Source organism: Sphaerisporangium sp. NPDC088356 (assembly GCF_040685555.1).
GTDB lineage: Bacteria > Actinomycetota > Actinomycetes > Streptosporangiales > Streptosporangiaceae > Sphaerisporangium.
The window spans coordinates 1-24,475 of record NZ_JBFBIK010000108.1 but is presented as its reverse complement, the minus strand read 5'-3'; the positions used below and the strand labels follow the sequence as shown (position 1 = coordinate 24,475).

Below are 24,475 nucleotides of genomic sequence, written 5' to 3'. Positions count from 1 at the left end.
AGACCGTCACCTCGGTCGGTGGGGTGGCCACGAAGGTCGCCACCGCCACGTCGACGACGCCGAGGATAAGGCCGGCGCGTGGCGCACGGTCGACGCCGATGACGAGTTCGAGCTGTATCGGGCGATCGCCGAGCAGGAGAGCCGCGTCACGCTGGCGTCAGTCTTGTGAGCCATCCGTTGAGCTTCATGACACGCTCGGCCTGGTCCAAGGGTCATCCTCCTCCAGGGCCGAGCTGGCGGGCGAAAACGGCCCGTTGCTCGTTGAGGTAGGCAGCATCCGCGAGGTACTGAAGGTGGTGCCCGTCGGCCAGGTGGCCTGCGAAGGCCGCGTTGCCGACGGCGGCTTGGGCGTGCATGAAGTCCACCAAGGCATGCAGGCGGGCGATGATGGTGTCGACCAGGCTGGTGCGGTCGGCGGTGTCGAGTCCGTAGCAATCGCAGAACAGGCGTGCGCGGCGGGCTTGTTCTTCTGCCGTGCCGAAGCCGTCGGCGTTGGCGGGTGCGGTGGTGGGGGCCCAGCGGTAGACGGCGTAGGCGACGTCCCAGAGTCGAGGGCCGGGGTGAGCGGTGTCGAAGTCGATGATCCCGACCACCCTGTCACCGTCGAGGACGCAGTTGTGCGGAGCGTAGTCGCCGTGGCAGATCACCTCGACGGGCACGCGGGCGGGCAGCATCCAGCCGCCGATCACGTCGCGGGCGTACTCCATGGTGGTGTCATGGTAGGAGCGCAGCAGCTCGGCGGCGCTCTCCAGTGCCTCCATGGAGGCGGCCGCAGGGGTGGCCGGGTAGTTACTGACCTCGCCCGGCAGGAAGTCCAGGATCTCGAAGCCGTCGTCGGTCACTCCATGGACCGCAGGCGACGCGGTGAAGCCCCGCGCCCGCAGGTGCCGCAGGAGTCCGTGGACCATGGGTGACCACGGCCCGGTCGGACGTTGCACGGTCGCGCCGATCCTCACCACCTCGTTGACGCCGCCGCCAGCCAGAATCTCCCGATCAGGCATCTGTCGCCTTCCCCGGTGATTTCGCGCTCCTCGCGTGTACGGACGACCTGGCTGCTTGGGCCCCACGGACTCGCCGTGACGCCGGCAACCGGCGGATGCCCGAGGCTGGCGACGACCTGGAGGCGCGCCGCGCCTGACCGGGGCGTTTCGTCGTGCCCGGGCGTTGCCGATGGCCGTGGACGCCCTTGGTGGGCGTCGGCAGATCCAATGGTTAGAGATCCCACACGGTTCGCAGCGCAGTCTTGAGATCTTCCACCTGGTTCTTGTCCAGGGTGCCCATGTAGTTCCCCAGACGGCCTTGATCGATGGTCATGACCTGGAAGGCGAGAATCTGCCCCGCGTGCTGCAACGGTTGGCCTGCAGGAAGCGTAACGACGATCTTCTGAAGGGCGGGTTTGATCTTTGTGGTCATCGACGCGACCACAACCACAGGCATACGTCGGTTGAATGAGTCCTGCGAGATGACGACTCCAGGCCGCATGCCAGCCTGTTCCGATCCTCTGGCAGGGTTGTGGTCAACCCAGTAGATCTCACCCCGCTTCGGGGGGACTGCGGGGTGAGGCACAGTAGCTACTCCTCGCCCCACGTCTCTGCGGTGATCGGCAGCGTGGCCTCCGCCCACGCTAACGTTTCAGCCGCGACAAGATCGAACTCTTCCTCCATCGTCAGCTCTCGCGGGATGACGATCGTGTTGCTGGCAGCTGCAGACCACGGTCCTTCAATCACAACAGCAACATCCGGACGAGTGCGGGTGATCCGAAGTCTCCTGTGGGGGCGTACTCGGACATGCTTAGCCACAGGCATCTGGTAGTTGAAGCCGTCTTGAGTGCTAGGCGAGGAGTAGAGAGACATAGCGAGGGAGATCATGATCAGTCCTCTTCTTCTGATGCGGACTGTGCCTGTGCAGCCTCTTCGATCATGCGGTCGTAGTTTTCCGCAGTCTGCTGGAGTACCTGCATCAGCTCGTCAAGTCTTTCGCGGCTCATCTGGAAGCGACCGTGCACAGCGACCTTGAGACCAGTGGCCTTCAGCAGCTCGAGCGCACGTTTCTGGCCCTCCGCGTCCATCGGGATCATCGGCGGCGGGATGCTTCCCAACATCAGGTAGACCCCATCCGGCCCCGCACCAGCGGTCGGTGGACCTGGCTGCACGACGAACTGGTTGACGTGCGTGATTGGCACGCCGTTCGCTGCGCTCCAATCGACCGTGATGGGGAAGTTCTCCACGATCGGATTCTCCTGCTCTCGCACACCGTCAGTCTGACATTGGCGGTCCTGCAGTGCTATGCCCTGGTCCCCGATGAGGGCCAAAGGTTGGACACGTAAGTGTGTCACAGGGTTCACGCGCGCTTGCGGGTTTCGTTGCGGCGGCCGCTGCAGTCCTCGACTCGACGAAAGCCCGAGCACGGCCGCGCGCGATCGGGCGACTACCGACGATCAAGGACTGATCACCGGCGCGCCTCTCCTGTGCCGCCGCAGCGTCGGCACGCCCCGTACGAGCCGATTCGAGGTCTTGGCGGCGGTACCCGTTCCGGTTGGTTCCGCTGATCTTCATGTCGCCGGGGGCGATGCCGTACGGCCGCAACGTCTCGGCGAACCGGGAGGCGTTCCAGCCGTCGCCGAGCCGCTCGGCCAGCTCGGCGGTGTGCAGCCGGTCGTCGTCGCCGAACGCGGCGAGGACCTTCTCCGCCGGGTCCTGGACGGGGGCGGCCCGGACTCGCGGGGGCAGCGTGCCGGCGGCCTCGCGGAGCGCGTACGCGGCGTCGGCCACGGCCATCAGGTCGGGGCCCTGGTCGTCGAGGAAGTAGGACCGGACCTACTCTTGGCCGCTCTCAACGTCGGCGACCAGGAGCCCGTCGAGCGACGCTCACCGGGGGGTGGCTGGCCGCCCCGGATGAGCGAGCAGGGCATGAGCTCTCCGGGGCCGGCCGATTCTCGGCGTGATACTTCGCGTGATACCGCCGCGCGTGTATCCGGATGAATCCCGATGTACCCGCGTTTGATCGAACTGGCCTAAACGGCAGATCGACACGGTTGCCGATGTCTCCCGATGCGCCCCTATGAGACCGCGTTCCTACGACGTACAGTCACCAGGTGTGACCTCAGTCATCACGCTTCTCACCGACTACGGTTTGGAAGACGGGTTCGTGGCGTCGTGCCACGGGGTGATCATCGGTATCGCCCCGGAGGCACGGATCATCGACGTCTGTCATCTGGTTCCGGCCGGGGACATCCGACGTGGTGCCGCGATCCTCGCCCAGACGCTGACATACCTTCCGGCGGGCGTGCACATCGCCGCCGTCGACCCGGCCGCCGCCAGCGCCCGGCGCTCCGTCGCCGTGGAGGCGGGCGGCCGGGTGTTCATCGGGCCGGACAACGGCCTGCTCTCCTGGGCCTTGCTGGCCTCCGGCGGGGCGCGGGTCGCGTACGAGATAACGAACGAGGAGCTGTTCCTCACTCCGGTGTCGCCGACGTTCCACGGGCGCGACGTCTACGCGCCGGTCGCGGCGCACCTGTGCGCCGGGCGCAAGCCCGCCGACCTCGGCCCGGAGATCCCGCTCGACCGCCTCCTGTCGCTTCCCGCCCCCACCGCGCGGCTGGGCGAAGGCGCGGCCGAGGGCGAGGTGCTGTCGCTCGACCGCTACGGGAACGTGCAACTCTCCGTGACCGCCGACGATCTGGTGACCCTCGGCGTCCGCGCCGGAGACAACCTCGCGGTGTCCATGGGAAGGCGCCAGATCACCGTGCCGTTCCGTGACACCTACGCCGCCGTGGCGCCGGGGAACCTCGTCGCGTTCACCGACTCGGCCGGGCTGGTGGCGCTCGCGGTCAACTCGGGCGACGCCGCGCAGCGTCTCGGCCTGCCCCCGGGCGCACACGTACGGCTCGCACGGGCGGGCGACGGGTGACCTCCCGTGCCGGCGGCTGACGGGTGACCCTTCGTACGGTCGCACGGGCGGGCGACGGGTGAACCCTCGTATTTGAGCAAGCGCTTGTGTCATATTGGGGTACATGGGTGCGCTCGCGATCGACGGCTGGTTCACCGTCGAGGACGGTGTCACACACCTGCTCGGCACCCGCTGCGCGGACTGTGGCACCGTCGCGTTCCCTCCCCGCACCGGGTTCTGCCGCAACCCGCGCTGCGACGGAAGCTCGCCCGCGCGGGTACGGCTGTCGCGAAGGGGCACGGTCTGGTCCTACACCAACGCGTGCTACCCGCCGCCCCCGCCCTACGCGGCGGCCGAGCCGTACACGCCGGTGACGCTCGCGGCGGTGGAGCTCGCGGCCGAGGGCATCGTGGTGCTCGGCCAGGTCACCCCGCACCTGACCGTGGACGATCTGCGCGTCGGGATGGAGCTGGAGCTGACCTGCGGCCCACTCGCCGACGGCCCGCTCGTGTGGATGTGGGGGCTCCCCGCCGAGGCGGTCACACCATGACACTGGTAGCCGGCGCCGGAATGCACCCCTGGGGCAAGTGGGGACGGCCTTTCGTCGAGTACGGCGTCGCCGCCGCCCGCGAGGCGCTGGCGGATGCCGGCCTGCACTGGACCGACGTGCAGTTCCTGGTCGGCGCGGACACCATCAGGAACGGCTACCCCGGCTTCGTCGCCGGATCGGCGTTCGCCCAGGCGCTCGGCTGGACGGGCGCGCGCGTCGCCTCCTGCTACGCCGCCTGCGCCTCGGGCGCCCACGCGCTGGAGATCGCCCGCACGAGGATCCTCGCGGGGCTCTGCGACGTCGCCCTGGTGGTCGGGGCGGACTCGACCCCGAAGGGGTTCTTCACGCCCGTAGGCGGCGACCGCCCCGACGATCCGGACTGGCTGAGATTCCGCCTGCTCGGGGCCACCAATCCCGCCTACTTCGCCATGTACGCGCGCCGCCGCATGGCTCTCTACGGTTCCACGGCGGAGGACTTCGCCGCGGTGAAGGTGAAGAACGCCAGGGCGGGGTCGCTGAACCCCAACGCGCGCTACCGCAAGGCCGTGTCGGCGGAGGAGGTGCTGGCCTCGCCGATGGTCGCCGACCCGCTGCGCCTCATGGACATCTGCGCGACCTCCGACGGCGGCGCCGCCCTGGTGCTCGTCTCGGACTCCTTCGCCCGCCGCCGGGGGCTCTCGGGCGTGCGCGTCGCGGCCGTCTCCACAGTGACCCCCACCTTCCCCAACACCGTGCTGGAGATGCCGGACTTCGCCACGGACTCCTCGGCCGCGGTGGCCCCGCCGGACCGTCCCTTCCGGCCGTCGATCGCGGCGGCGGCCTACGAAGAGGCCGGAGTGGGGCCGGGCGACCTCTCCCTCGCCGAGGTGTACGACCTGTCCACCGCGCTGGAACTCGACTGGTACGAGGACATCGGGCTCTGCGCGCGGGGCGAGGCGTCCGAGCTCGTCCGCTCGGGGGAGACCGCCCTGGGCGGCAAGGTGCCGGTCAACCCCTCAGGCGGCCTGGCGTCGTTCGGCGAGGCGATCCCGGCGCAGGCCATCGCGCAGGTGTGCGAGCTGACCTGGCAGCTGAGGGGCACGGCCGGCGCACGCCAGGTGGAGGGCGCGCGAGTCGGCCTCGCCGTGAACCAAGGACTCTTCGGTCACGGCTCCGCAATCCTCGCCATCAGCTGACCATTCACCACCTTTATCTACGTTCCTACTCTGGGTATCTCATAGCGGTCACAGAGAGTCACCCGGCGCGGAACATATCGATGCTCCAGGATTCTGATCCCAACGGCTTCGCGGCGGGTTTTCTACGGGGGGAACAGCATGATTCGCCGTCTTCTGATCACGTCGGCCTGCGCCGCCATCGCCATCGCGGCTCCGGCCACCGCCGCTTCCGCCGCGGGCTCCGTATTGACCGGTGGCAACTGGGGGGTGGGCGGCGATGCCGGACTGGGTCTCGGCACGGACCTTGGGCTGGGCACCGGCGAGGAGGACGACGACACGGGGACCGGGGACAACCTCGGCACCGATGCGGACGCCGGCGGCGACGTGACCGCCGACACCTCCGGGGATGTCAGCATCGCGAGAGTTTCGGGGAACATCGGCACGGGCCTCACCGCGTAACGCCACCCGGCGGGCCGGATCCTCCACAGGCGCCGACGGCCTGTGGAGGATCCGAACGTCACGCCTCGGTCACCGCGTGGATGACGTCGTGCTCCTCCGCGAAGTGGCAGGCGCTCAGGTGCCCGCCCGCACGGATCTCCAGCGGCGGCTCCTGCTGGGCGCAGATGTCCTGCGCCTTCCAGCACCGCGTACGGAACCGGCAGCCCGACGGCGGGTCGGCCGGGGACGGCGGGTCGCCCTGCAGGATGATCCGCTCGCGCTGCTCGCGGCCCTCGGGGTCCGGTACGGGCACCGCCGACAGCAGCGCCTGGGTGTACGGATGCGCCGGCTGCTCGTAGATCGCGACGTCCTTGCCCAGCTCCACGATCTTGCCCAGGTACATCACCGCGACGCGGTCGGAGATGTGCCGTACGACCGACAGGTCGTGGGCGATGAAGATGTAGGCGAGGTTGAACTCGTTCTGCAGCCGCTCCAGCAGGTTCATCACCTGGGCCTGGATCGACACGTCGAGCGCGGAGACCGGCTCGTCGCAGATGATGACCTCAGGCTGGAGCGCCAGCCCTCGGGCGATGCCGATGCGCTGCCGCTGGCCGCCGGAGAACTGGTGCGGGTAGCGGTTGATGTGCTCGGGGTTGAGGCCGACCACCTCCAGCAGCTCCTGCACCTTCCTGCGCCGGTCGCCCTTGGGCGCCACGTCGGAGTGGATCTCGAACGGCTCGCCGACGATGTCGCCGACCGTCATGCGGGGGTTCAGCGAGGTGTACGGGTCCTGCATGACCATCTGGATGTTGCGGCGCATGCGCTTGAGCTCGCCGCCGTGCGCCTTGGCCATGTCGACGCCGTTGATCTTCACCTCGCCCGAGGTGGGCCGCTCAAGCGCCATCAGCAGCTTGGCCAGTGTGGACTTGCCGCACCCCGACTCGCCCACGACACCGAGCGTCTCACCACGGTGGAGGTCGAAGGAGACCCCGTCCACGGCCTTGATCGCACCGATCTGGCGCTTGAGGATGATGCCCTGGCTCAGCGGGAAGTGCTTGACCAGGTCACGAACCTCGAGGATCCGCTCAGCCGATGGTGCCATCGAGGACCTCCCGGTAGTAGTGGCAGGCGCTCCCGCGCGTCCCGCTGATCTCGTACAGCGGGGGCACGTCGGTCACGCAGTTGGGGCGGCCATACGGGCAGCGGGGGTGGAAGGCACAGCCCGAAGGCATGTCGAGCAGGTTGGGCGGTAGCCCCTTGATGGCGTAGAGCTCCTGGCCCTTCTGGTCGACCCTCGGGATCGAGTCCAGCAGGCCCTTGGAGTAGGGGTGCCCGGGGTTCTTGTACAGGTCGTGGACCGGGGCGTTCTCGACGATGCGCCCGCCGTACATGACCGCGATCTTGTCGGCGACGTCGGCGACCACGCCGAGGTCGTGGGTGATCAGGATCAGCCCCATGTTGCTCTCTCGCTGCAACTCGGCGAGCAGCTCCATGATCTGGGCCTGGACGGTCACGTCGAGCGCGGTGGTCGGCTCGTCCGCGATCAGGACCTCGGGGTCCAGCGCGATCGACATCGCGATCATGATGCGCTGGCGCATGCCGCCGGAGAACTGGTGGGGGTAGTCGTTCACGCGCTGCCTGGCGGCCGGGATGCGCACCCGGTCCATGAGCTCGACGGCCTTCTTCATGCCGTCGCGCTTGGACATGCCGCGGTGGACCCGGAACATCTCGCTGATCTGCCAGCCCACGGTGAACACCGGGTTCAGCGCCGACAGCGCGTCCTGGAAGATCATCGCGATGCGCTGCCCGCGGATCTGGCTGCGCGCCTGGTCCGAGAGCTTGAGCATGTCCGTGCCGCGGAAGCGGATCTCCCCCTTGGGGATCCGGGCGGGCGGCATGTCGAGAATGCCCATGATGGCCTGTGCGGTCACCGACTTGCCCGAACCGGACTCGCCGAGCACCGCGAGCGACTCGCCGGCGTTCACCGTGTAGCTCACGCCGTTCACGGCCTTGACGAGGCCCTGCCGGGTCACGAACTCCACGTGCAGGTTGTCCACCGCGAGTAGGGGTTCTTGTCCCACTTCGTCCGACAGCGGGTGCGTGTCGACTGACGGGTTGTTCACCTTCGGTGCCCTCTCCTACCGCAGCTTCGGGTCGAGCGCGTCACGAACCGCGTCACCCAGCATGACCACGCTGAGGATGACGAGGCTCAGGAACAGCGCGGGGAACAGCAGCGGCAACGGCGCCTCCAGGAAGCGGTTGCGCGCGTCCGCGATCATCAGGCCCCAGGAGATCTGGGGTGACTGGATGCCCACGCCGAGAAAGGACAGGGCCGCCTCCGCGGCGATGAACGCGCCCAGGTTGATCGTGGACACCACGATCACCGGCGCGATCGCGTTGGGCAGGATGTGCCGCATCATGATCCGCCCGGGGCCGGCGCCGAGCGCACGGGCCGCCACGACGTAGTCCTGGTGCTTGGCCGTGATGACCGACGCCCGCATGATGCGCAGGATCATCGGCCAGGCCAGCAGGGCGAGAGCGAGCACGACGCTGCCGATACCCGCGTTGTCGCGTCCGATCACGGCCAGGATCAGCAGGGCGCCGAGGATGGAGGGGATCGCGAAGAAGATCTCGGCGACACGCGAGAGGATCACATCGACCCAGCGCCCGTAGAAGCCCGCGAGCAGGCCGAGCAGGCCGCCGACGATACCGGTCACCGCCGCGCTGACGATGCCGACGATGATCGAGACCCTGGCGCCGTGGATCACGCGGGAGTACACGTCACAGCCGAGGTTGTCCGTGCCGAACCAGTGCTCGCTGTTGATGCCCTTGCGGGCCTGGGCGAGGGAGCAGGTCGACGGGTCCACGCCCACGGTGTCGAACACGCCGGGGAACGCGGAGATGGCCACGAACAGCGCGATCATGGCGGCGCCGATGATGAACACCGGGTTGCGCCGCAGGTCGTACCACGCGTCCGACCACAGGCTGGCGGGCCGCTTGCCCTTCGACGGCTTGACGGGCTGCGCCGGTGCGGTCGCCGGGAGAGTGTCGTTACTCATAGCGGATCCTGGGGTCGAGTACGGCGTACAGCAGGTCGACGACGAGGTTGGCCACGATGTAGATCAGGACCAGGACCGTGACGATGCCCACCACCACGGGGTTCTCCCGCAGGTAGACCGACTGGAAGAGCTGCTGGCCGATGCCGGGCAGGTTGAAGATGGTCTCGGTGATCACCGCACCGCCCATCAGCGTGCCGAGGTCCGCGCCGAGGTAGGTCACCAGGGGGATCAGCGAGTTCCGTAACGCGTGCCGTCCCAGCACCCGTCGCCGCGACATCCCCTTCGCGACGGCCGTACGGATGTAGTCGGCGCGAAGCGTCTCCATGAGGCTCGTGCGCGTGAGCCGGGTGAGGTAGGCGATGGAGACCATCGCGAGGACGAATCCGGGCACCAGGTAGCTGCGCACCCCGTCCTGCACGCCGGCGACGGGGAAGAAGTCGATGCCCATGGACCGCTTCAGCTCCACGCCGAGCACCAGCTGGAGGACGAAGCCGCTCACCAGGGTGGGGATCGACACCATCAGCAGCGTGACGGCGAGGACGGCCTTGTCCTCCCACCTGCCGCGGCGCAGCGCCGCCCACAGGCCGAGGCCGATGCCGATGATCGCCTCGAAGATGAGGGCGGTGATGGACAGTTTGAAGGTGACCTGGAACTTGCCCTCGAAGATGGTGGACACGGGAAGCCCACGGAAGGTGGTCCCGAAGTTGCCGGTCACGATGTCACGGAGGTAGTAGCCGTACCGGACGATGAGCGGTTCGTTGAGGTGGAACTGTTCCCTCATCGCCGCCGCGAAGACCGGGTCGACGCGTTTCTCACCGGCCAGCGCCTGTAGGGGGTCACCCGGCAGCGCGTAGACGATGGCGAAGATGAGGAATGTGGTGCCCAGCAGCACAGGGATCGCCTGGAGCAGGCGCCTGATGACGTAGCGGCCCATTCTGTCTCCCGATCATTACAAAGGGCAGCCCGCCGCAACCAACTGAGCTGCCCTCGTGGGTGGTCTCCCACTCCGGGTGGTTCAGGGTACCGAACCACCCGGAGTGGTTGACGTCAGGCCTTCTCTACGTTGAACAGGTCGATCCGCTCGAACGGGTCAATCTTGACGTTCTTCACGTGCTGCGAGTAAGCGCCGTTCGTCTGGTAGAAGTACACCGGAATGTACGGCAGATCCTTGATGAGAAGGTCGTCGGCCTGCTGGTAGGACTTGACGCCCTCGTCCAGGGTCTTTGCCGCGTCACCCGCGGTCAGCAGGTCGTCGAACTCCTTGCTCTTGTAGCCCGAGTAGTTCGAGCTACCGCCGGATCCGAAGATCGGCCGCAGGTAGTTCTCCGGGGACGGGTAGTCCATGATCCACGCCATCCGGAAGCTGCCCGGCCACTTCTTGGCGCCCAGGTCGTCGAGGATGGTGGCGAACTTCTCCACCGGCTTCGGCGTCACCTCCGCACCGAGGTTGGTGCGCAGGTTGTTGGCGACGGCCTCGATCCACTCCTTGTGGCCGCCGTCACCGTTGTAGCCGATCTCGATGGCGCCCATCTTCGGGCCACCGGCCTGCTCGAACAGCGCCTTGGCCTTGGCGGGGTCGTAGGTGCACGCCTCGCCGCAGGCGCCCTGGCGGTAGCCGGAGACGACCGGGCTGATGAAGTCGTCGGCCGGAACGCGGGTGCCGGAGAAGACGGTCTCGGTGATCGTCTTGCGGTCGATCGCCATGGAGATCGCCTTGCGGACGTCCGCGCTCTTGGCGTAGTCGGCACCGCTCTTGATCGGGAAGCCGATGTAGCCGATGCCGGAGGACGGCTGCTCGATGTAGCGGTCGCCGAACTCCTGCTTGGCGGTGGAGATGGCCTCGGCGGGCAGCTGGTCCATGATGTCCAGGTTGCCGGCGCGCAGGTCGTTGAACGCGGTGTTCAGGTCGGTGTAGATCTTGAAGTCGACCGCGTCGACCTTGGCCTTGCCCTCCTTGAAGTCCTCGTTCCGGACCGTGGAGATGGTCTGGTCCGTGCCGCGCTTCCACGGCTTGGAGATCTTGAAGGGACCGTTGCCGATCGGGTTGCCACCGAAGTCGGCCTTCAGCTTGTCGCCCTCGAAGGCGGCCTTGGGAAGCGGGTAGAACGCCGTGTAGCCCAGCATCGTCGGGAAGCCGGAGAACGGGTTCTTCAGCTCGACGGTGAAGGTCTTGTCGTCGACGACCTTCAGACCACTGAGGGTGGTCGCCGTCGGCGTCTTGCCCTCGCCCGGGTTCAGCTCGTCGTATCCGACGATGCTGCCGAAGAAGTAGTTGCCCTCCTGGGCGTTGGCACCGTTGGCGGTGAAGTTCCAGGAGTCGACGAAGTTCTGGGCGACAACGGGCTCACCGTTGTGCCACTTGTACCCATCCTTGAGCTTGATCGTCCACGTCGTGGAGTCGGGCGACTCAATGGACTCGGCCACGCGGTTGAAGGGTTTCTTGTCCGCGTCGTAGTCAACGAGACCGACGAACAGCGCGTTCAGCACTTCAGCGCCGCTGGTCTCAGTGGTGTTGCCCGGAATCAGGTCGTGCTGGGGTTCAGCGATCTCGACCCGGACCGCCCCGGCGTTTCCGGCGGCGCTGGAGCTGGAGCCGGACGTGTCGCCGCTGCCGCCGCACGCCGCAACCGCCAGCGCAAGCAGCGCGGTCCCGGCGACGATCTGTGCGCCCTTGGTCACACGCATCGTGGATTAATCCTCCCTCTAAGGTGGGCGTTGGCACTGAACCGCTCATGTCGGCTGCGCCTTCCAAGGGATCCGTCCCTGGAATTCGCGGACACGGTCAAATCAGTTGACGCCCTGCCAGTCGACCGTGAGCATCCCTCACTACTTCTCACCAGCGAGTCTCTGGCGCATTGCAGTTCGGTCACACGTGTCCCTCTCGGACGTCACACGCATACCAACTACGCTGTCAATAATGCCTTGATCAGGCACAAAGACGTCACTAAGGTACACATGACCCGGCAGTGGTCGCATCCTGGGACAGGCCCGGCATGCGCATCGAACCCCCGGCCGACCTGCGACGACGCCGTGCGTTAGCCTTGACCGGGCCTTGTGCTCTCATGAACCACGGTGGTCAAGCGGCACCGTAGGCATCTCATTCACCCGCATCCAATAGAGTCCATGCCATGAGTCAGCCGGAATCCGCTGTCGCGGACTCCCGGGCGGGCGACCGGGCGAGCGGCTCCTCCCCCAGCGGGAAGGAATCGCTGTCCGCGCTCGCCGAGCGCCACGGGTTGCGACGCGCCATCGCGCGTCCCAGTCTGCCCGCCTACCTGCGTCAATTGTGGGACAGGCGGCACTTCGTCTTCACGTACGCCACGTCGCGTAACGTCTCGAAGTACTCCGACTCGGCACTCGGCCAGCTGTGGCAGGTGCTGACGCCGCTCCTCAACGCCGGGGTCTACTTCCTCATGTTCGGCGTGATCATGGGGCAGAAGGCGGACATCACCAACTACACCGCGTTCCTGATCACTGGCGTGTTCGTGTACTCCTACACGCAGCGATCGGTCACCGGCGGCGCCAAGTCGATCTCCGGGAACCTCTCGCTGATCCGGGCGCTCCACTTCCCGCGGGCCGCGCTTCCCCTGGCGTACACCATCCAGGAGTTCCAGCAGCTGGCCATCTCGATGGGCGTGCTCGCCGTCATCGTGCTCGTCACGGGCGAGTCGCTGACCTGGCTGTGGCTGCTCGTCCCGTTCGCGCTGCTGCTCCAGACGATCTTCAACGTCGGGGTGAGCCTGCTGCTGGCGCGTGTCGGGGCGTTCGTCCGCGACATGAACCAACTGCTCCCGTTCATCCTGCGCACCTGGCTCTACACCTCGGGCGTCTTCTACAGCATCCCGGCCCGCATGAAGGGCTCCCCCGAGTGGGCACGCTTCCTGCTGGAGTTCAACCCTCCTTCGGTCTTCATCGATCTGATTCGCCACCTGATCCTCAGCACCTATCCCCAGGACCTGGCCAAGCATCATTTCCCCCACAGCAGCCTCCCCCAACTGTGGCTATACGCTGGCTTTTGGGCCGCGGTCGCGTTGATCGGCGGCTTCTGGTACTTCTGGCGGGCCGAGGAGAGGTATGGCCGTGGCTGAGCTGACCAAGGAGCTGTCCCAGATGGCCCACCCGAACGAGGAGGCGGCGTCCCAGCCCGCGGCGGCGCCGGTGGACGCGCCCGAGCCCGGCGCCCCGACGGTCATCGTCGATGGCCTCCACATCGTCTACCGCGTGTACGGCGCGGCCAGCGCCCACGAGAAGGGCAACGCCGCCAACGCCCTCATGCGCATCATCCGGCGCCAGGGGCGGCCGCAGATGAAGGAGGTCCACGCCGTCAAGGGCGTCTCCTTCGTCGCCCGCCACGGCGACGCCATCGGCATCATCGGGCGCAACGGCTCGGGCAAGTCCACGCTGCTGCGGGCCATCGCCGGCCTCCTTCCCCCGCACAAGGGCTCGGTCTACACCGACGGCCAGCCCTCGCTGCTCGGCGTCAACGCCGCGCTGATGAAGGAGCTGACGGGCGAGCGCAACATCGTGCTCGGCTGCTACGCCATGGGCATGACCCCCGCCCAGGTCAAGGAGCGCTACGAGGAGATCGTCGAGTTCTCCGGCATCGGCGAGTTCGTGCAGTTCCCGATGTCGACGTACTCCTCGGGCATGGGCGCGCGGCTCCGCTTCGCCATCGCCTCGGCCAAGGTCCACAACGTGCTGCTCATCGACGAGGCGCTCGCCACCGGCGACCGCGACTTCAAGCGCAAGAGCCAGGAGCGCATCCACCAGATGCGCGAGCAGGCCGGCACGGTGTTCCTGGTCGCCCACAACCTCGACGTCATCGAGGAGACCTGCAACCGGGTCATCTGGCTGCACAAGGGCCAGATCAAGATGGACGGCGACCCGGCGACGGTGCTCGCCGCGTACAACTCCTGATCGTCAGCCCGGGGATCGACGGCGCTCTCCCGGGCCACCGATCGCCTGACCCGCGCGGCACGGGGCAAGATGGGGACGACCGAAACCGTCCTTCCATCGGAGATCCACCGTGGCCAAGCAACCGCCGATTCCCTATGACTTCCTCCCCGAGGTCCCCTCGCTGACCGTCGAGAGCGACGACGTGAGCGACGCACAGCGCATGTCGGACGACCATGTCTTCGACGACTGGGGCATGAACGGGCGCAACGTGTCGCCTCACCTGCGCTGGTCGGGCGCGCCCGAGGGCACCAAGAGCTACGCCGTGACGTGCTTCGACCCCGACGCGCCGACCGGCAGCGGCTTCTGGCACTGGGTCCTGTTCGACATCCCCGCCGACGTGACCGAGCTTCCGGCCGGCGCCGGCTCGGGCGACATGAAGGGGCTGCCCGAGGGAGCCGTCCACGGGCGCACCGACTACGGCACCCGCGCGTACGGCGGCGCCGCGCCGCCTCCGGGCACCCCCCACCGCTACCTGTTCGCCGTGCACGCGCTCGGGGTGGAGAAGCTCGGCGTCGACGGCGACACGCCCTCGGCCGTCGTGGGCTTCAACATCACCGGCAACACGCTCGCCCGCGGGTACATCGCCCCGGTCTACGAGACCTGAGTCCGGTCCTGTGGCCGGGCGTCACTCGACGGGCTAGACCGTACAGAAGTCCGAACACGCGGGGTGAATCTGCTGACACTTCGCACGGCGTTCCACTATGATTCGAACGAAGATTCGATCTGAGGGAAACCGTGATGGAGTGGGGGTGCGGGGTGCGAGAGCTGGCGAACGCGATCGATCACCTGTCCGCCGAGGACCCGTCGGACATTCCACGTGGCCTGCTCGCCGAGCAGCTCATCGAGCTGCACTGGCAGATGGCACGACTGCAGGCCCAGATCGCCCGCCGCACCTACGTGCGCGCCCCGGGCGCCTGACACCGAAGTTCATCGTCCAGCCGATATTCGACCGTTCCTTCGCTCGCCGTTCGAACACCGGGCCGGCCGGCGCTCCCGCCGAGGGGGCGCCGGTCGGCCTTCTCCTGCCACTCAGCGGGCCACGAGGTCGTCCTCGCTCAGCGTGGCGGGGTCGAAGGGGAAGCGGTCGGCGAAGGCGGGCCGCAGGTCGCTGATCCAGACCGCTTTGGGGTCGTAGTGCGCGAAGAACGGCCGCCCGACCAGACCGGGGTCGCGCGCCTGGATCAGGTGGAGCACGAAGACCTTGAGACCCGCCACCTCGGTGACACCGTCGACGCAGACCTTCCCTGGCGTCGACGACATCGAGGGTCCCCGCACCGTGCGGCAGAGCCCCGAGACCCGCGCGTAGGCGTCACGGAAGATCTCGTACGCCCGCGCCAGCGGCACCGCGAAGTAGTCCTGCGGGCCCGTGTCACGCTCGACGAACATGTAGTACGGCACCATGCCCAGCGCGTGCTGGGTACGCCACATCTCCACCCACGTGTCCGCGTCGTCGTTGATCGACCTGATGAGCGGCGCCTGGGTCCTGATCACCGCGCCCGTGTCCCTGATCGCGCTCACGGCGGTCCGCACGAGTTGCGAGTCCATCTCCCGGGGGTGGGAGAAGTGGGCCATGAAGGCGAGGTTCTTGCCCGACTCCGCCACGGCGGAGAACAGGCGCAGCGTCTCCGCCGCGTCCGGGTCGGTCACGAAGCGCCCGGGCCAGTACGCCAGCGACTTGGTGCCGATGCGGATCGACTCCAGCTGCTCCAGCGCGAGCAGCGGCTCGACGTACCGCCGCAGCACCGGGCCGCTCATGATCATCGGGTCGCCGCCCGTGAACAGCACGCTGGTGACCTGGGGATGCTCGCGCAGGTACCGCACCAGGCCGTCGATGTCGTCCGTGGCCATCTTCAGGTCCGGCTCGCCGACGAACTGCGCCCATCGGAAGCAGTACGTGCAGTACGCGTGACAGGTCTGCCCCTGCTTGGGGAAGAACAGGACGGTCTCCGGGTACTTGTGCTGCATGCCCGGCACCGGTTCACTGCCGGCCCTCGGCATGTTGAGCTCCATCTGCCCCGCCGGATGCGGGTTGAGCCTCATCCGCACCGCGTTCGCGGCCGTCTGGATCTCACGGGCCGGCGCCTCGGCACGGAGCAGTCCGGCGATGCGCGACACATCCGCCTCGGGGAGCATGTTCTCCTGTGGGAACACCAGCCGGTATATCGGGTCATCCGGAATGTCGGACCAGTCGATCAGTTCGTCGACGACGTACCCGTTGGTCCGGAAGGGGAGCACGGACGCCACCGCCCGGATGCGCAGTCGTGTCTCGGAGTCGAACCCTGCCCGCTTGAGCAGATCGTCCAGGTGTTTGGCCGTGTAGGCCCGGAATCCTCGTGTACCGGTCTGTGTAAGGGTCACTCGAGATTTTTCCTCTCTTGTGGGCTCTCCGGTAAACCTGATGCGCCTCTCATGCGTCTATCGCTTTCCTTAACGGACGCGCCAGCGAGTCGGCTTGGTTCCGTACGACCGAAAAGCCTTGGTAAAACCTTCCGAATATCGCGACATATCTTGAGTTGGGTTACTCTGGGCTTCGTGAGCTCCCTTACGCCCTTCGAGGCAGGCGACACAGCCGCGCGCGCAGCGGACACCGCACAACGCGCCTCCGACGCCGATCGTGATCGAGTGGCCGCCGTTCTCGCCGAGGCCCTCGCCACCGGCCGCCTCACCAGCGTCGAGCACGCCGACCGGCTGGAGGCGACCTACACCGCGGTCACCATCGGCGACCTGGTCCCGCTGACCCGCGACGTGCCCGACCTCACCAGCGCGCCCGCGTCGGCGTTCAGCGCGGAGCAGCAAGAGGTCGCGGCGGTGTTCAGCAAGGTCATCCGGGGTGGTCGCTGGGTGGCCGGCCGCCACACGGTGCTGCGCTCGACCTTCGGAGCGCTGATCGTCGACCTCTCCGACGCCGTGCTCCCGGGCCGCGAGGTCACCCTGGAGCTCAACTCGTTCTGCGGCAAGCTGATCGTGCGCGTGCCCGGCAACGCCCGCGTGATCGACGAGGGCAGCGCGATCTTCTCCAAGCGCCACGTCTCCGGCGGCGAGCAGGGCGGCGACCCGAACGGCCCTCTCATCCGCGTGACCGGCAAGGCGATGTTCGGCAAGGTCGTGGTCTCACGCGGGGCCGCCGATTGGCACTGGCCCTGGCGCGCGCAGTAGTCCACCCGGCCACCTACGATGCGGGACACAAACTCATTCCGTACGAGGTGACCGCTTGGACGGCATTCCGCCGATAGCCCTTGACGCCATGGGAGGCGACCACGCCCCTGGCGAGATCGTGGCGGGAGCCGTACAGGCCGTGCGGGAGCACGGGGTGCCCATCGTCCTCGTCGGGGCGCCCCCTGCCATCTCCGAGGCGCTCGCCAAGCTGGACGCGGCCGGGGAGATCCCCATCGTGCGCGCGGAGGAGACCCTCACCATGGACGAGGGCGCCCTCGCCAGCCTGCGCCGTCCCCGCTCCAGCATCGCCGTGGCCTGCCATCTCGTACGGCGCGGCGACGCGTCCGCCGTCGTGTCCGCCGGGTCCACGGCCGGGGTGGTGGCGACGGGCAAGCTCCGGCTGCGAGCCCAGCAGGGCGTGCTCCGGCCGGCGATCGCCGTCCCCCTGCCGACCAGGCCCCATCCCACCGTGCTGCTGGACGCCGGCGCCACCGCCGACGTCAAGCCGGAGATCCTGGTGCAGTTCGCCCACCTGGGAGTGGCGTACGCCGAGACGGCCATCGACATCGAACGGCCGCGTGTGGGGCTGCTCACGATCGGCGGGGAGGCCGAGAAGGGCAACAAGCTCGCCAAGCGCGCCCACGAGCTCCTCTCCGCCGCCCCCGGCCTGAACTTCACGGGCAACGTCGAGGGCCACGACCTGCTGAACGGCGTCGTGGACGTCATCGTCACCGACGGCTTCACCGGCAACGTGGCACTCAAGACGATGGAAGGCACCGTCCGCTACGCGTTCACCGAGCTGCGCGAGACGCTCGAAGGCGGCCGCATGGCGCGGTTCGGCGCGTTCTTCCAGCGTGGGCGGCTGCGCGAGCTGCGCAAACGGCTCGATCCTGAGGCCTACGGCGGCGCGGTCCTGCTCGGCCTGAACGGCACCGTGGTCATCGCCCACGGCTCCTCGACGGCCAAGGGCATCGCGGCGGCCTGCGTGCTCGCCTCGACGCTCGCCCGCCAGGGCACCGTCGGCCACGTCGCCGAGCGCATCGCGACGACGCAGAAGTCACATCGCCTCTGGTGACGGCATCCTTCACTCCAGTCCCACTGGCACGGAGGCGGCCGGACAACCACGTTCGGCGCTGATGATCAGCAGATATCCTTGGAGCATGACCGACCCGCAGCTCGTGCTCACCGAGCGGGTCCAGCAAGCGCTGGGCACCGCGTTCGGCCCGGAGTACGCAGGCGCCGACCCGCTGATCCGGCCCTCCCAGTTCGCCGACTACCAGGCGAACGTGGCACTGAGCCTGGCCAAGCGGCTGCGACGAGCGCCACGGGAGGTCGCCCAGGCCATCGCCGACGCGCTCGGCACCGGCGGAGCCGACGACGTCTTCGAGAGCGTCGAGATCAGCGGGCCCGGCTTCCTCAACATCACGCTGAAGGACGGCTGGATCGCCGCGCAGGCCCTGCACACCCTTGAGGACCCGCGCGGCGGGGTCGGGCTGACCACGCCCCCGCAGACCGTCGTCGTCGACTACTCCGCGCCCAACGCCGCCAAGGAGATGCACGTCGGGCACCTCCGCACCACCATCGTCGGTGACTCCCTGGTCCGCATGCTGGAGCACCTCGGCAACCGCGCCATCCGGCAGAACCACGTGGGCGACTGGGGCACCCCGTTCGGCATGCTGATCGAGCACCTCCTCGACATCGGCGAGGCCAACGCCGTCGCCCAGCTGGAGGCCGGCGAGGGCAGTGAGTACTACCAGGAGGCGCGGAGCAAGTTCGACTCCGACGCCGCGTTCAAGGAGCGCTCGCGCCGGCGCGTGGCGACCCTCCAGGCGGAGGAGCCCGAGACCATCCGGCTCTGGCACCTGTTCATGGACGCCACGATCCGCTATTTCAACAAGGTCTACTCCACGCTGGGCGTCACGCTGACCGACGACGACATCGCCGGCGAGAGCATGTACAACTCGATGCTCGCGGAGACCTGCGCCGACCTGGAGGCCTCCGGGGTCGCCGTGATGAGCGAGGGCGCGCTCTGCGTGTTCCCGCCGGGGTTCAAGGGCAGCGACGACAAGCCGCTGCCTCTGATCATCCGTAAGAGCGACGGCGGCTACGGCTACGCCACGACCGACCTCGCCGCCATCCGCTACCGGGTGCGCGACATCAAGGCCGACCGCATCCTGTACGTCGTGGGCGCCGACCAGGCGCTCCATTTCCAGATGGTCTTCGCCGCCGCACGCCAGGCGGGCTGGCTGACCGACGACGTGGACGCCGAGCACATCCAGATCGGCATGATGCTGGGCTCCGACGGCCGCCGGTTCCGCACGCGGGCCGGCCAGTCGGTCAAGCTGACCGACCTACTCGACGAGGCCGTCGACCGCGCCTCGGCCGCCATCGCCGAGCGCGGCTACGACGAGGCGACCCGCTCCGAGATCGCCCGCACGGTCGGCATGGGCGCCGTGAAGTACGCCGACCTGTCGGTCAGCCACGACAGCGAGTACATCTTCGACTACGACCGCATGCTTTCCTTCACCGGCAACACCGGCCCCTACATGCAGTACGCCACGGCCAGGATCCGCTCGATCTTCCGCAAGGGCGGCGTCGACCCGGCCGAGGTGGCCGGGCCGATCACCCTCGGGGAGCCCGCGGAGCGCGCCCTGGCGCTTCAGCTGCTGGGCTTCGGCGCCGTGGTCGAGAACGCCGCGGCGACGGCCGAGCCCCACCGGGTCTGCGCCTACCTCTTCGAGACCGCGAGCGCGTTCACCACGTTCTACGAGAAGTGCCCCGTGCTGAGGGACGACGTCGACCCCGAGACGAGGGCCTCGCGTCTCGCGCTGTGCGCGCTGAGCCTGCGCGTGCTGCAGACCGGTCTGAACCTTCTCGGCGTCCCTGTGCCCGACCGTATGTGATCATCTTGGTCCGGCCGCGTCCGATCGCGGCCGGCCCGACTTCCTCGCTGTTCCTTCGCCCCCGTCGGCGTGCCGCCGTACACCGTCACGTCCAAAGAACTAACCTGGGCGCGGTCATGGGAGTGCCCGCCGAACCCTCGCCTCCGGGGGCCTTCCTCACGCCTTCGGGGAGCTGCCCGCCTTGAGCATGGATCTGACCGCGAACCCCGGCGTCCCCGGGGCCGCGGAGCCGACGAAGCCACAGCCTCACGCCGAAGGGCCTCCAGAGCACCCGGCGGAGCCACCCGGCCACGACGGCGACGTCTCGGAGCTACGGCGGTACGCCGAGGCGCTTTTCACCCATATCGCGGCGGACGGCACAGTGCCGCAGCCGCCTCCGAACACCCTCGACGTGCCGGGATTCTGGCTCGCCCCGGCCACCGAGGCCCTTGTACTGATCCTTTCCGGCGAGGACGCCCTGGAGCCGCTCACCCGCGCGGCCCAGCTCGACGAGGCCGCCACCGCGCTGTTCCTCTGCCTGTCGCTCGCCGTGAGCGGGCACGGCGACCGCGTCCACGCCTCCTGGCTCGGCACCGCGTTCGGCGACCTGTCGACCGAGCGGCCCGTCACGCCCGGTCAGCGCGCCCTGTGGACGGCAGCCGCCCGCGGCGCGTACGGGCCCGCGGGGAAGATCTTCGTACTGCGCAAGCTCGACGCCGCGGCCGTGCCCTCGACCGCGGAGCCCGACCGCTGGCTGCGCGCCCTCGTCCCGGCCGAGACCTCCGTCGCCGTGTCACCGGCTCTGAGCGCCCTGCCGGCCCTCGCCGAGGTGCCGTCGCTGGCCGAGCCCGTCCAGGCGGCGGCCCGGCTCTCCCACCTTCTCGAACGGTGCACCGAGATCACCTCCACCCGCCCGTCGGTGATCCCCCGATCCGAGAGCCTCGGCCCGTGGCCGGACGCCGAGCCGCTGACCGTGCTGCGGTCGCTCGTCGGCTCGGAGGAGCCTGGCCCGATGTGCTCCCTCACCGGGCACCTGCTCGACGACGTCCAGTCGGGTTCCGACCCGCACCTGGCGGCGATCGCCTTCCACGTGGCCGCGCCCGTCGTACGCTCGGCCGCCGGCGAGCTCGCACAGGCGAGCAAGGCGGCGCCCCCCAGCGAGATCACCGTGCCGATCCTCGGGCACGACGTCACCCTCCGGCCCGAGGGGCCGGACACCGCCTCGCTCGCGGCGGCGGAGGAGCGGGTCAGAGCCGAAGCGGCGCCGCGCGGATCCGGGCGCTGGCTGGTGTACGGGCCGGCGCTGCTGCCGATCGCGGCATTGGTGCTGGCGTTCACGGTGTCCGAGCTGTTCGCCATCGCCGCGCTGGTCCTCGGGGGGATCGTCGGCTACCTGCTGTGGCGCCTCAACAGCCGCGAGCAGGCGGAGGCGCGGCGCGTCGAGGCCGAGGTGGCGCGGCTGCGCGAGGAGGCCGACCAGGCGGTCTGGGCATTACACGACTACGCCCGCGAGGCCGCCCAGCGGTCGGAGACCGCGGCCGCGAACCTCACGGCACTCACCCGCCTGCTGCGCCGAGGTCCGGCGGTCGCCGACCAGCGGTGACCACCACCCGTTCGATCGGTTCCTCCGGCCATTCGCCGAGATCATGCGGGTCGCCGGAGCCGCTCGGCTCCCCGGACGTACGGGCGGTTCGGAACGCGAGCAGCAGGGCCAGCACGCCGTGCATGAAGAAGACCGTGAACGCGCGCGTCTGCGGCGTCGTGAGGCCAGGTATCTCCACACCAGGGAACTGCGGCGCCAGGGCCACCCAGAACCACGGAGAACGGGCCACCGAGCGGCGGTCGATCGCGGTGGCGGCGAGCGGCAGCAAAATCACCAGCGAGTAGTGCCCGAACCCCGGGGTGAAGACCAGGAAGACCGTGACCATGATCATGCTGGCGGTCTCGACCAGCCTGAGCTCCAAGGACCGAAGGACGTACCCGCCTGCCCGGTTCCGGACGCCCACCGGCTCGCCCAGCAGAACGGAACGGTCCAACACGGCGGTGTCGTCGGGCAGGCGCCAGCGCGTCCAGGCGAGCAGCAGTCCGGCCACCGCCACCACGGCCCTGATCGCCAGGGTGAGGTCACTTCCCGCACCCAGCCGGGGCAGGATCGAGGCCAGCGAGGCGTCGTACGGCTTCGCGTACTCGTCCTGCCCGTGGAGCAGGAACGGCAGCGTGTCGGACACGAACCTCCCCGGCTCGGGGGTGAGCGGCAGGGAGAGCAGCACGAGAAGCAGGGGCACGGCGACCAGGATGACGAGCGCCCGGCGCCGCCTGGCGAACAGGAAGAGCAGCGCGAGCGGCACGAGCATGGGTTTCAACGCGATGGACACTCCCGCGACCACCGCGGCGGCGCTCCAGCGGTTCCGCGCGCACAGCAGCAGCGCCGCGGGGAACGCGACGACGGCGACCACGCTCCAGTTCCCCACGGCGAGCAGGCTGCGATAGCCGAAGAGCAAGGCGATCGCGGCCATCCCGAGGAGCCCCAGCCGGCTGCCCACCCGCACCCCGCAGAGCCCCAGGGCCAGCGACCAGCCCGACAGCGTGAGCACCGCCAGGACGAAGGGGAACACCAGCTGGATCGTGCGATCATCCAGCCAGGCCTCGGCCAGCGCCGCGACCGCGCTGCTCGGCAGATAGAGGAAGCGCTCGTCGGCGTACGGGGAGTGGCCGCTCAGGAGAGCCCTGGCGGCCTTCACGACGTACCCGTTGTCCTGCATCGCGCTGCCCCTGCGGATGACCCCGGCAGCGGGAAGCATGAGCACCACGGCCGCGGCGATCCGCGCGGGCAGGGACGCCTGGGTCATCAACCACGAAGCGAGTCCGTGGTCCGGGCTCTGACCCTGGCCGTCGCCTGAACCGCCGGCGGAGCCGGGGCCGCGGTGGCTAGGTGGTCGAGATCTCGACGTCGGCAGGGGCCAGCAGGAAGACCTTGTCGGCGATCCGCTCAATGCGTCCCTCGCAGCCATACGTCAGGCCGGCGGCGAAATCGACCATCCGCGTCGCCTCGGCCATGGACATCCCCGCGACGTCCATGATGACCGCCTGGCCCTCCCTGAAGTGCTGTCCCACGGTAAGCGCGTCGGAATACTTCCGCGGGCGGATCATGATGATCCGTGCGGGATCCCCACCCGACCCCCAGCGCCTGGCGGCCCGTTCCGACGCGGGCATGGACTCATCCTCGTACTCGTCGTAGTCGTAGGGCTCGTCGTACTGATCCCCATCGCCCAGGCCAAGGTAGCTCACCACCCTGCGCACTGCCCCCATCGGCTGTCCTTTCCGCGAGAACCGGCCAGTTTCACCGTGCCCCGACACAAATGACCGTAACTCACGTATCGGCTGGGGCCGCGCGACACGCCCACGTAGTTTTGATTTTGCACGGTTTTCGCTGCTGTTTCGACCGGTTATCTGGGGGTGGATAGGATCGTCGGCATGCGTATCTTCACCGTCGATTCGTTCACCGATCAGGCCTTCAAGGGTAACCCGGCGGCCGTCTGCCTGCTGGACTCTCCGAGATCCGACGAGTGGATGCAGGCGCTGGCCAGCGAGATGCGACACTCCGAGACGGCCTACGTCGCGGACCAGGGCGAGGGCCGGCCGCGCTCCCTGCGGTGGTTCACCCCGGCCGTCGAGGTGGCGCTGTGCGGGCACGCGACGCTCGCCGCCGCGCACGTCCTATATACGTCCGGGGCGGCCTCCGGCTCGATCGAGTTTTCTACAAAGAGTGGAATTCTCACCACCAATCAGCTTGATCACGGCCGTATTTCGATGGATTTTCCGTCATATCTTCCGGAGGAGATTTCCGCTCCGGCGACGCTGGTCAAGGCGCTCGGGGTGTCCCCGGCATGGGTCGGCATGGGTCGCATGGACCTCCTGGTCGAAGTGGAGTCCGAGGAGGTCGTGCGCGACCTGGCCCCCGACATCGACGCCCTGACCACGCTCGAAGCGCGGGCCGTGTGCGTCACCGCCCGCGCCGCCGACACCTCGGGTGACGTCGACTACGTCTCTCGGTTCTTCGCGCCCAGCGCCGGCGTCGCCGAGGACCCGGTGACGGGCTCCGCCCACTGCATGCTCGGGCCCTACTGGTCGGCCAAGCTCGGCCGGGAGGCTCTCGTGGGAGCGCAGCTGTCCCAGCGAGGCGGCATCGTCCACACCACGCTGCGGGGCGAGCGCACCGAGATCAGCGGGAACGCCGTCACCGTCTGGTCCGGGGTACTCCACGTCTGAGCCTGGTACAAAATGCCCCTATAACGCAGGAAAGCCACCCACAAAGTGGATGGCTTCCCTGCTCATAACAAATATTTGTCCGGCGGTGTCCTACTCTCCCACACCGTCCCCGGTGCAGTACCA

The 24,475-nt window shown here is 68.4% G+C and carries 26 protein-coding genes; 14 read left to right on the top strand and 12 right to left on the bottom strand.

The window, feature by feature from the left end:
- Window positions 1–212 precede the first annotated feature (212 nt).
- The 4 genes from AB0O34_RS29190 to AB0O34_RS29175 form a co-directional block, all read right to left on the bottom strand.
- Window positions 213–1,001: an aminoglycoside phosphotransferase family protein gene (locus AB0O34_RS29190; protein WP_363920791.1), complete on the bottom strand. Its 789-nt coding sequence runs from the start codon at window positions 999–1,001 to the stop codon at window positions 213–215.
- 211 nt (window positions 1,002–1,212) lie between these two features.
- Window positions 1,213–1,566 carry a type II toxin-antitoxin system PemK/MazF family toxin gene (locus AB0O34_RS29185; RefSeq protein WP_363920789.1) on the bottom strand — a complete coding sequence of 118 codons (354 nt, stop codon included), beginning with the start codon at window positions 1,564–1,566 and terminating at the stop codon, window positions 1,213–1,215.
- Window positions 1,567–1,571: 5 nt separating this feature from the next.
- Complete coding sequence (locus tag AB0O34_RS29180) at window positions 1,572–1,868, bottom strand: hypothetical protein (protein ID WP_363920787.1); 297 nt, start codon at window positions 1,866–1,868, stop codon at window positions 1,572–1,574.
- A 2-nt stretch (window positions 1,869–1,870) separates the two neighbouring features.
- On the bottom strand, window positions 1,871–2,227 hold the full coding sequence (locus AB0O34_RS29175) for a hypothetical protein (protein ID WP_363920785.1): 357 nt from the start codon (window positions 2,225–2,227) through the stop codon (window positions 1,871–1,873).
- Window positions 2,228–2,535: 308 nt separating this feature from the next.
- Here AB0O34_RS29175 and AB0O34_RS29170 point away from each other — a divergent pair, with 308 nt between their 5' ends.
- The 5 genes from AB0O34_RS29170 to AB0O34_RS29150 all read left to right on the top strand — a co-directional run bounded on the left by AB0O34_RS29170 (window position 2,536) and on the right by AB0O34_RS29150 (window position 6,051).
- Window positions 2,536–2,808: a hypothetical protein gene (locus tag AB0O34_RS29170; RefSeq protein WP_363920783.1), complete on the top strand. Its 273-nt coding sequence runs from the start codon at window positions 2,536–2,538 to the stop codon at window positions 2,806–2,808.
- Between the two features lie 288 nt (window positions 2,809–3,096).
- A complete protein-coding gene (locus tag AB0O34_RS29165; RefSeq protein WP_363920781.1) occupies window positions 3,097–3,909 on the top strand; it encodes an SAM-dependent chlorinase/fluorinase in 813 nt (270 codons plus the stop codon).
- Between the two features lie 103 nt (window positions 3,910–4,012).
- Window positions 4,013–4,438, top strand: coding sequence for an OB-fold domain-containing protein (locus AB0O34_RS29160; RefSeq protein WP_363920779.1), 426 nt, complete (start codon window positions 4,013–4,015; stop codon window positions 4,436–4,438).
- On the top strand, window positions 4,435–5,613 hold the full coding sequence (locus tag AB0O34_RS29155) for a lipid-transfer protein (RefSeq protein ID WP_363920777.1): 1,179 nt from the start codon (window positions 4,435–4,437) through the stop codon (window positions 5,611–5,613). Before AB0O34_RS29160 ends, AB0O34_RS29155 begins: the two co-directional genes overlap by 4 nt.
- Before the next feature lie 138 nt (window positions 5,614–5,751).
- Window positions 5,752–6,051: a hypothetical protein gene (locus AB0O34_RS29150; RefSeq protein WP_363920775.1), complete on the top strand. Its 300-nt coding sequence runs from the start codon at window positions 5,752–5,754 to the stop codon at window positions 6,049–6,051.
- Between the two features lie 58 nt (window positions 6,052–6,109).
- Here AB0O34_RS29150 and AB0O34_RS29145 read toward each other — a convergent pair whose 3' ends face one another.
- The 5 genes from AB0O34_RS29145 to AB0O34_RS29125 form a co-directional block, all read right to left on the bottom strand.
- Entirely contained in the window at window positions 6,110–7,132 is a 1,023-nt protein-coding gene (locus AB0O34_RS29145) for a dipeptide ABC transporter ATP-binding protein (protein ID WP_363920773.1), read from the bottom strand.
- Window positions 7,116–8,153 carry an ABC transporter ATP-binding protein gene (locus tag AB0O34_RS29140; protein WP_363920771.1) on the bottom strand — a complete coding sequence of 346 codons (1,038 nt, stop codon included), beginning with the start codon at window positions 8,151–8,153 and terminating at the stop codon, window positions 7,116–7,118. The genes AB0O34_RS29145 and AB0O34_RS29140 overlap by 17 nt, the downstream gene beginning before the upstream one ends.
- 15 nt (window positions 8,154–8,168) lie before the next feature.
- Window positions 8,169–9,089, bottom strand: coding sequence for an ABC transporter permease (locus AB0O34_RS29135; protein WP_363920769.1), 921 nt, complete (start codon window positions 9,087–9,089; stop codon window positions 8,169–8,171).
- A complete protein-coding gene (locus AB0O34_RS29130) occupies window positions 9,082–10,023 on the bottom strand; it encodes an ABC transporter permease (RefSeq protein ID WP_363920767.1) in 942 nt (313 codons plus the stop codon). Before AB0O34_RS29130 ends, AB0O34_RS29135 begins: the two co-directional genes overlap by 8 nt.
- A gap of 113 nt (window positions 10,024–10,136) precedes the next feature.
- Window positions 10,137–11,774 (bottom strand): ABC transporter substrate-binding protein, encoded by a 1,638-nt coding sequence (locus tag AB0O34_RS29125; protein WP_363920765.1) that lies wholly within the window; start codon window positions 11,772–11,774, stop codon window positions 10,137–10,139.
- Window positions 11,775–12,217: 443 nt separating this feature from the next.
- Between AB0O34_RS29125 and AB0O34_RS29120 the strand changes: the two genes are divergently transcribed.
- From AB0O34_RS29120 to AB0O34_RS29105, 4 genes are all read left to right on the top strand, one after another.
- Window positions 12,218–13,177, top strand: a complete 960-nt coding sequence (locus AB0O34_RS29120; RefSeq protein ID WP_363920763.1) for an ABC transporter permease — start codon at window positions 12,218–12,220, stop codon at window positions 13,175–13,177.
- Window positions 13,170–14,006 carry an ABC transporter ATP-binding protein gene (locus tag AB0O34_RS29115; RefSeq protein WP_363920761.1) on the top strand — a complete coding sequence of 279 codons (837 nt, stop codon included), beginning with the start codon at window positions 13,170–13,172 and terminating at the stop codon, window positions 14,004–14,006. Before AB0O34_RS29120 ends, AB0O34_RS29115 begins: the two co-directional genes overlap by 8 nt.
- Before the next feature lie 109 nt (window positions 14,007–14,115).
- Window positions 14,116–14,649 carry a YbhB/YbcL family Raf kinase inhibitor-like protein gene (locus AB0O34_RS29110; protein WP_363920759.1) on the top strand — a complete coding sequence of 178 codons (534 nt, stop codon included), beginning with the start codon at window positions 14,116–14,118 and terminating at the stop codon, window positions 14,647–14,649.
- A gap of 134 nt (window positions 14,650–14,783) precedes the next feature.
- Window positions 14,784–14,963 carry a hypothetical protein gene (locus tag AB0O34_RS29105; protein WP_358558168.1) on the top strand — a complete coding sequence of 60 codons (180 nt, stop codon included), beginning with the start codon at window positions 14,784–14,786 and terminating at the stop codon, window positions 14,961–14,963.
- Between the two features lie 111 nt (window positions 14,964–15,074).
- Here AB0O34_RS29105 and AB0O34_RS29100 read toward each other — a convergent pair whose 3' ends face one another.
- Window positions 15,075–16,403, bottom strand: a complete 1,329-nt coding sequence (locus AB0O34_RS29100) for a lysine 2,3-aminomutase (RefSeq protein ID WP_363920757.1) — start codon at window positions 16,401–16,403, stop codon at window positions 15,075–15,077.
- Window positions 16,404–16,454: 51 nt separating this feature from the next.
- Here AB0O34_RS29100 and AB0O34_RS29095 point away from each other — a divergent pair, with 51 nt between their 5' ends.
- The 4 genes from AB0O34_RS29095 (at window position 16,455) to AB0O34_RS29080 (ending at window position 21,686) form a co-directional block, all read left to right on the top strand.
- A complete protein-coding gene (locus AB0O34_RS29095) occupies window positions 16,455–17,201 on the top strand; it encodes a DUF1707 domain-containing protein (protein ID WP_363920755.1) in 747 nt (248 codons plus the stop codon).
- A gap of 55 nt (window positions 17,202–17,256) precedes the next feature.
- Entirely contained in the window at window positions 17,257–18,276 is a 1,020-nt protein-coding gene (plsX, locus tag AB0O34_RS29090; protein WP_363920753.1) for a phosphate acyltransferase PlsX, read from the top strand.
- An 85-nt stretch (window positions 18,277–18,361) separates the two neighbouring features.
- Window positions 18,362–20,104, top strand: a complete 1,743-nt coding sequence (gene argS / locus AB0O34_RS29085) for an arginine--tRNA ligase (protein ID WP_363920795.1) — start codon at window positions 18,362–18,364, stop codon at window positions 20,102–20,104.
- Window positions 20,105–20,291: 187 nt separating this feature from the next.
- On the top strand, window positions 20,292–21,686 hold the full coding sequence (locus AB0O34_RS29080) for a hypothetical protein (protein WP_363920793.1): 1,395 nt from the start codon (window positions 20,292–20,294) through the stop codon (window positions 21,684–21,686).
- Here the strand turns inward: AB0O34_RS29080 and AB0O34_RS29075 are convergent.
- A complete protein-coding gene (locus AB0O34_RS29075) occupies window positions 21,640–22,932 on the bottom strand; it encodes a glycosyltransferase family 87 protein (RefSeq protein ID WP_363920751.1) in 1,293 nt (430 codons plus the stop codon). The two genes, AB0O34_RS29080 and AB0O34_RS29075, sit on opposite strands and share 47 nt — an antisense overlap.
- Window positions 22,933–23,011: 79 nt before the next feature.
- Window positions 23,012–23,392, bottom strand: coding sequence for a cell division protein SepF (locus AB0O34_RS29070; protein WP_363920750.1), 381 nt, complete (start codon window positions 23,390–23,392; stop codon window positions 23,012–23,014).
- Between the two features lie 165 nt (window positions 23,393–23,557).
- Here AB0O34_RS29070 and AB0O34_RS29065 point away from each other — a divergent pair, with 165 nt between their 5' ends.
- On the top strand, window positions 23,558–24,352 hold the full coding sequence (locus tag AB0O34_RS29065; RefSeq protein WP_363920748.1) for a PhzF family phenazine biosynthesis protein: 795 nt from the start codon (window positions 23,558–23,560) through the stop codon (window positions 24,350–24,352).
- The last annotated feature ends 123 nt before the right edge of the window (window positions 24,353–24,475 follow it).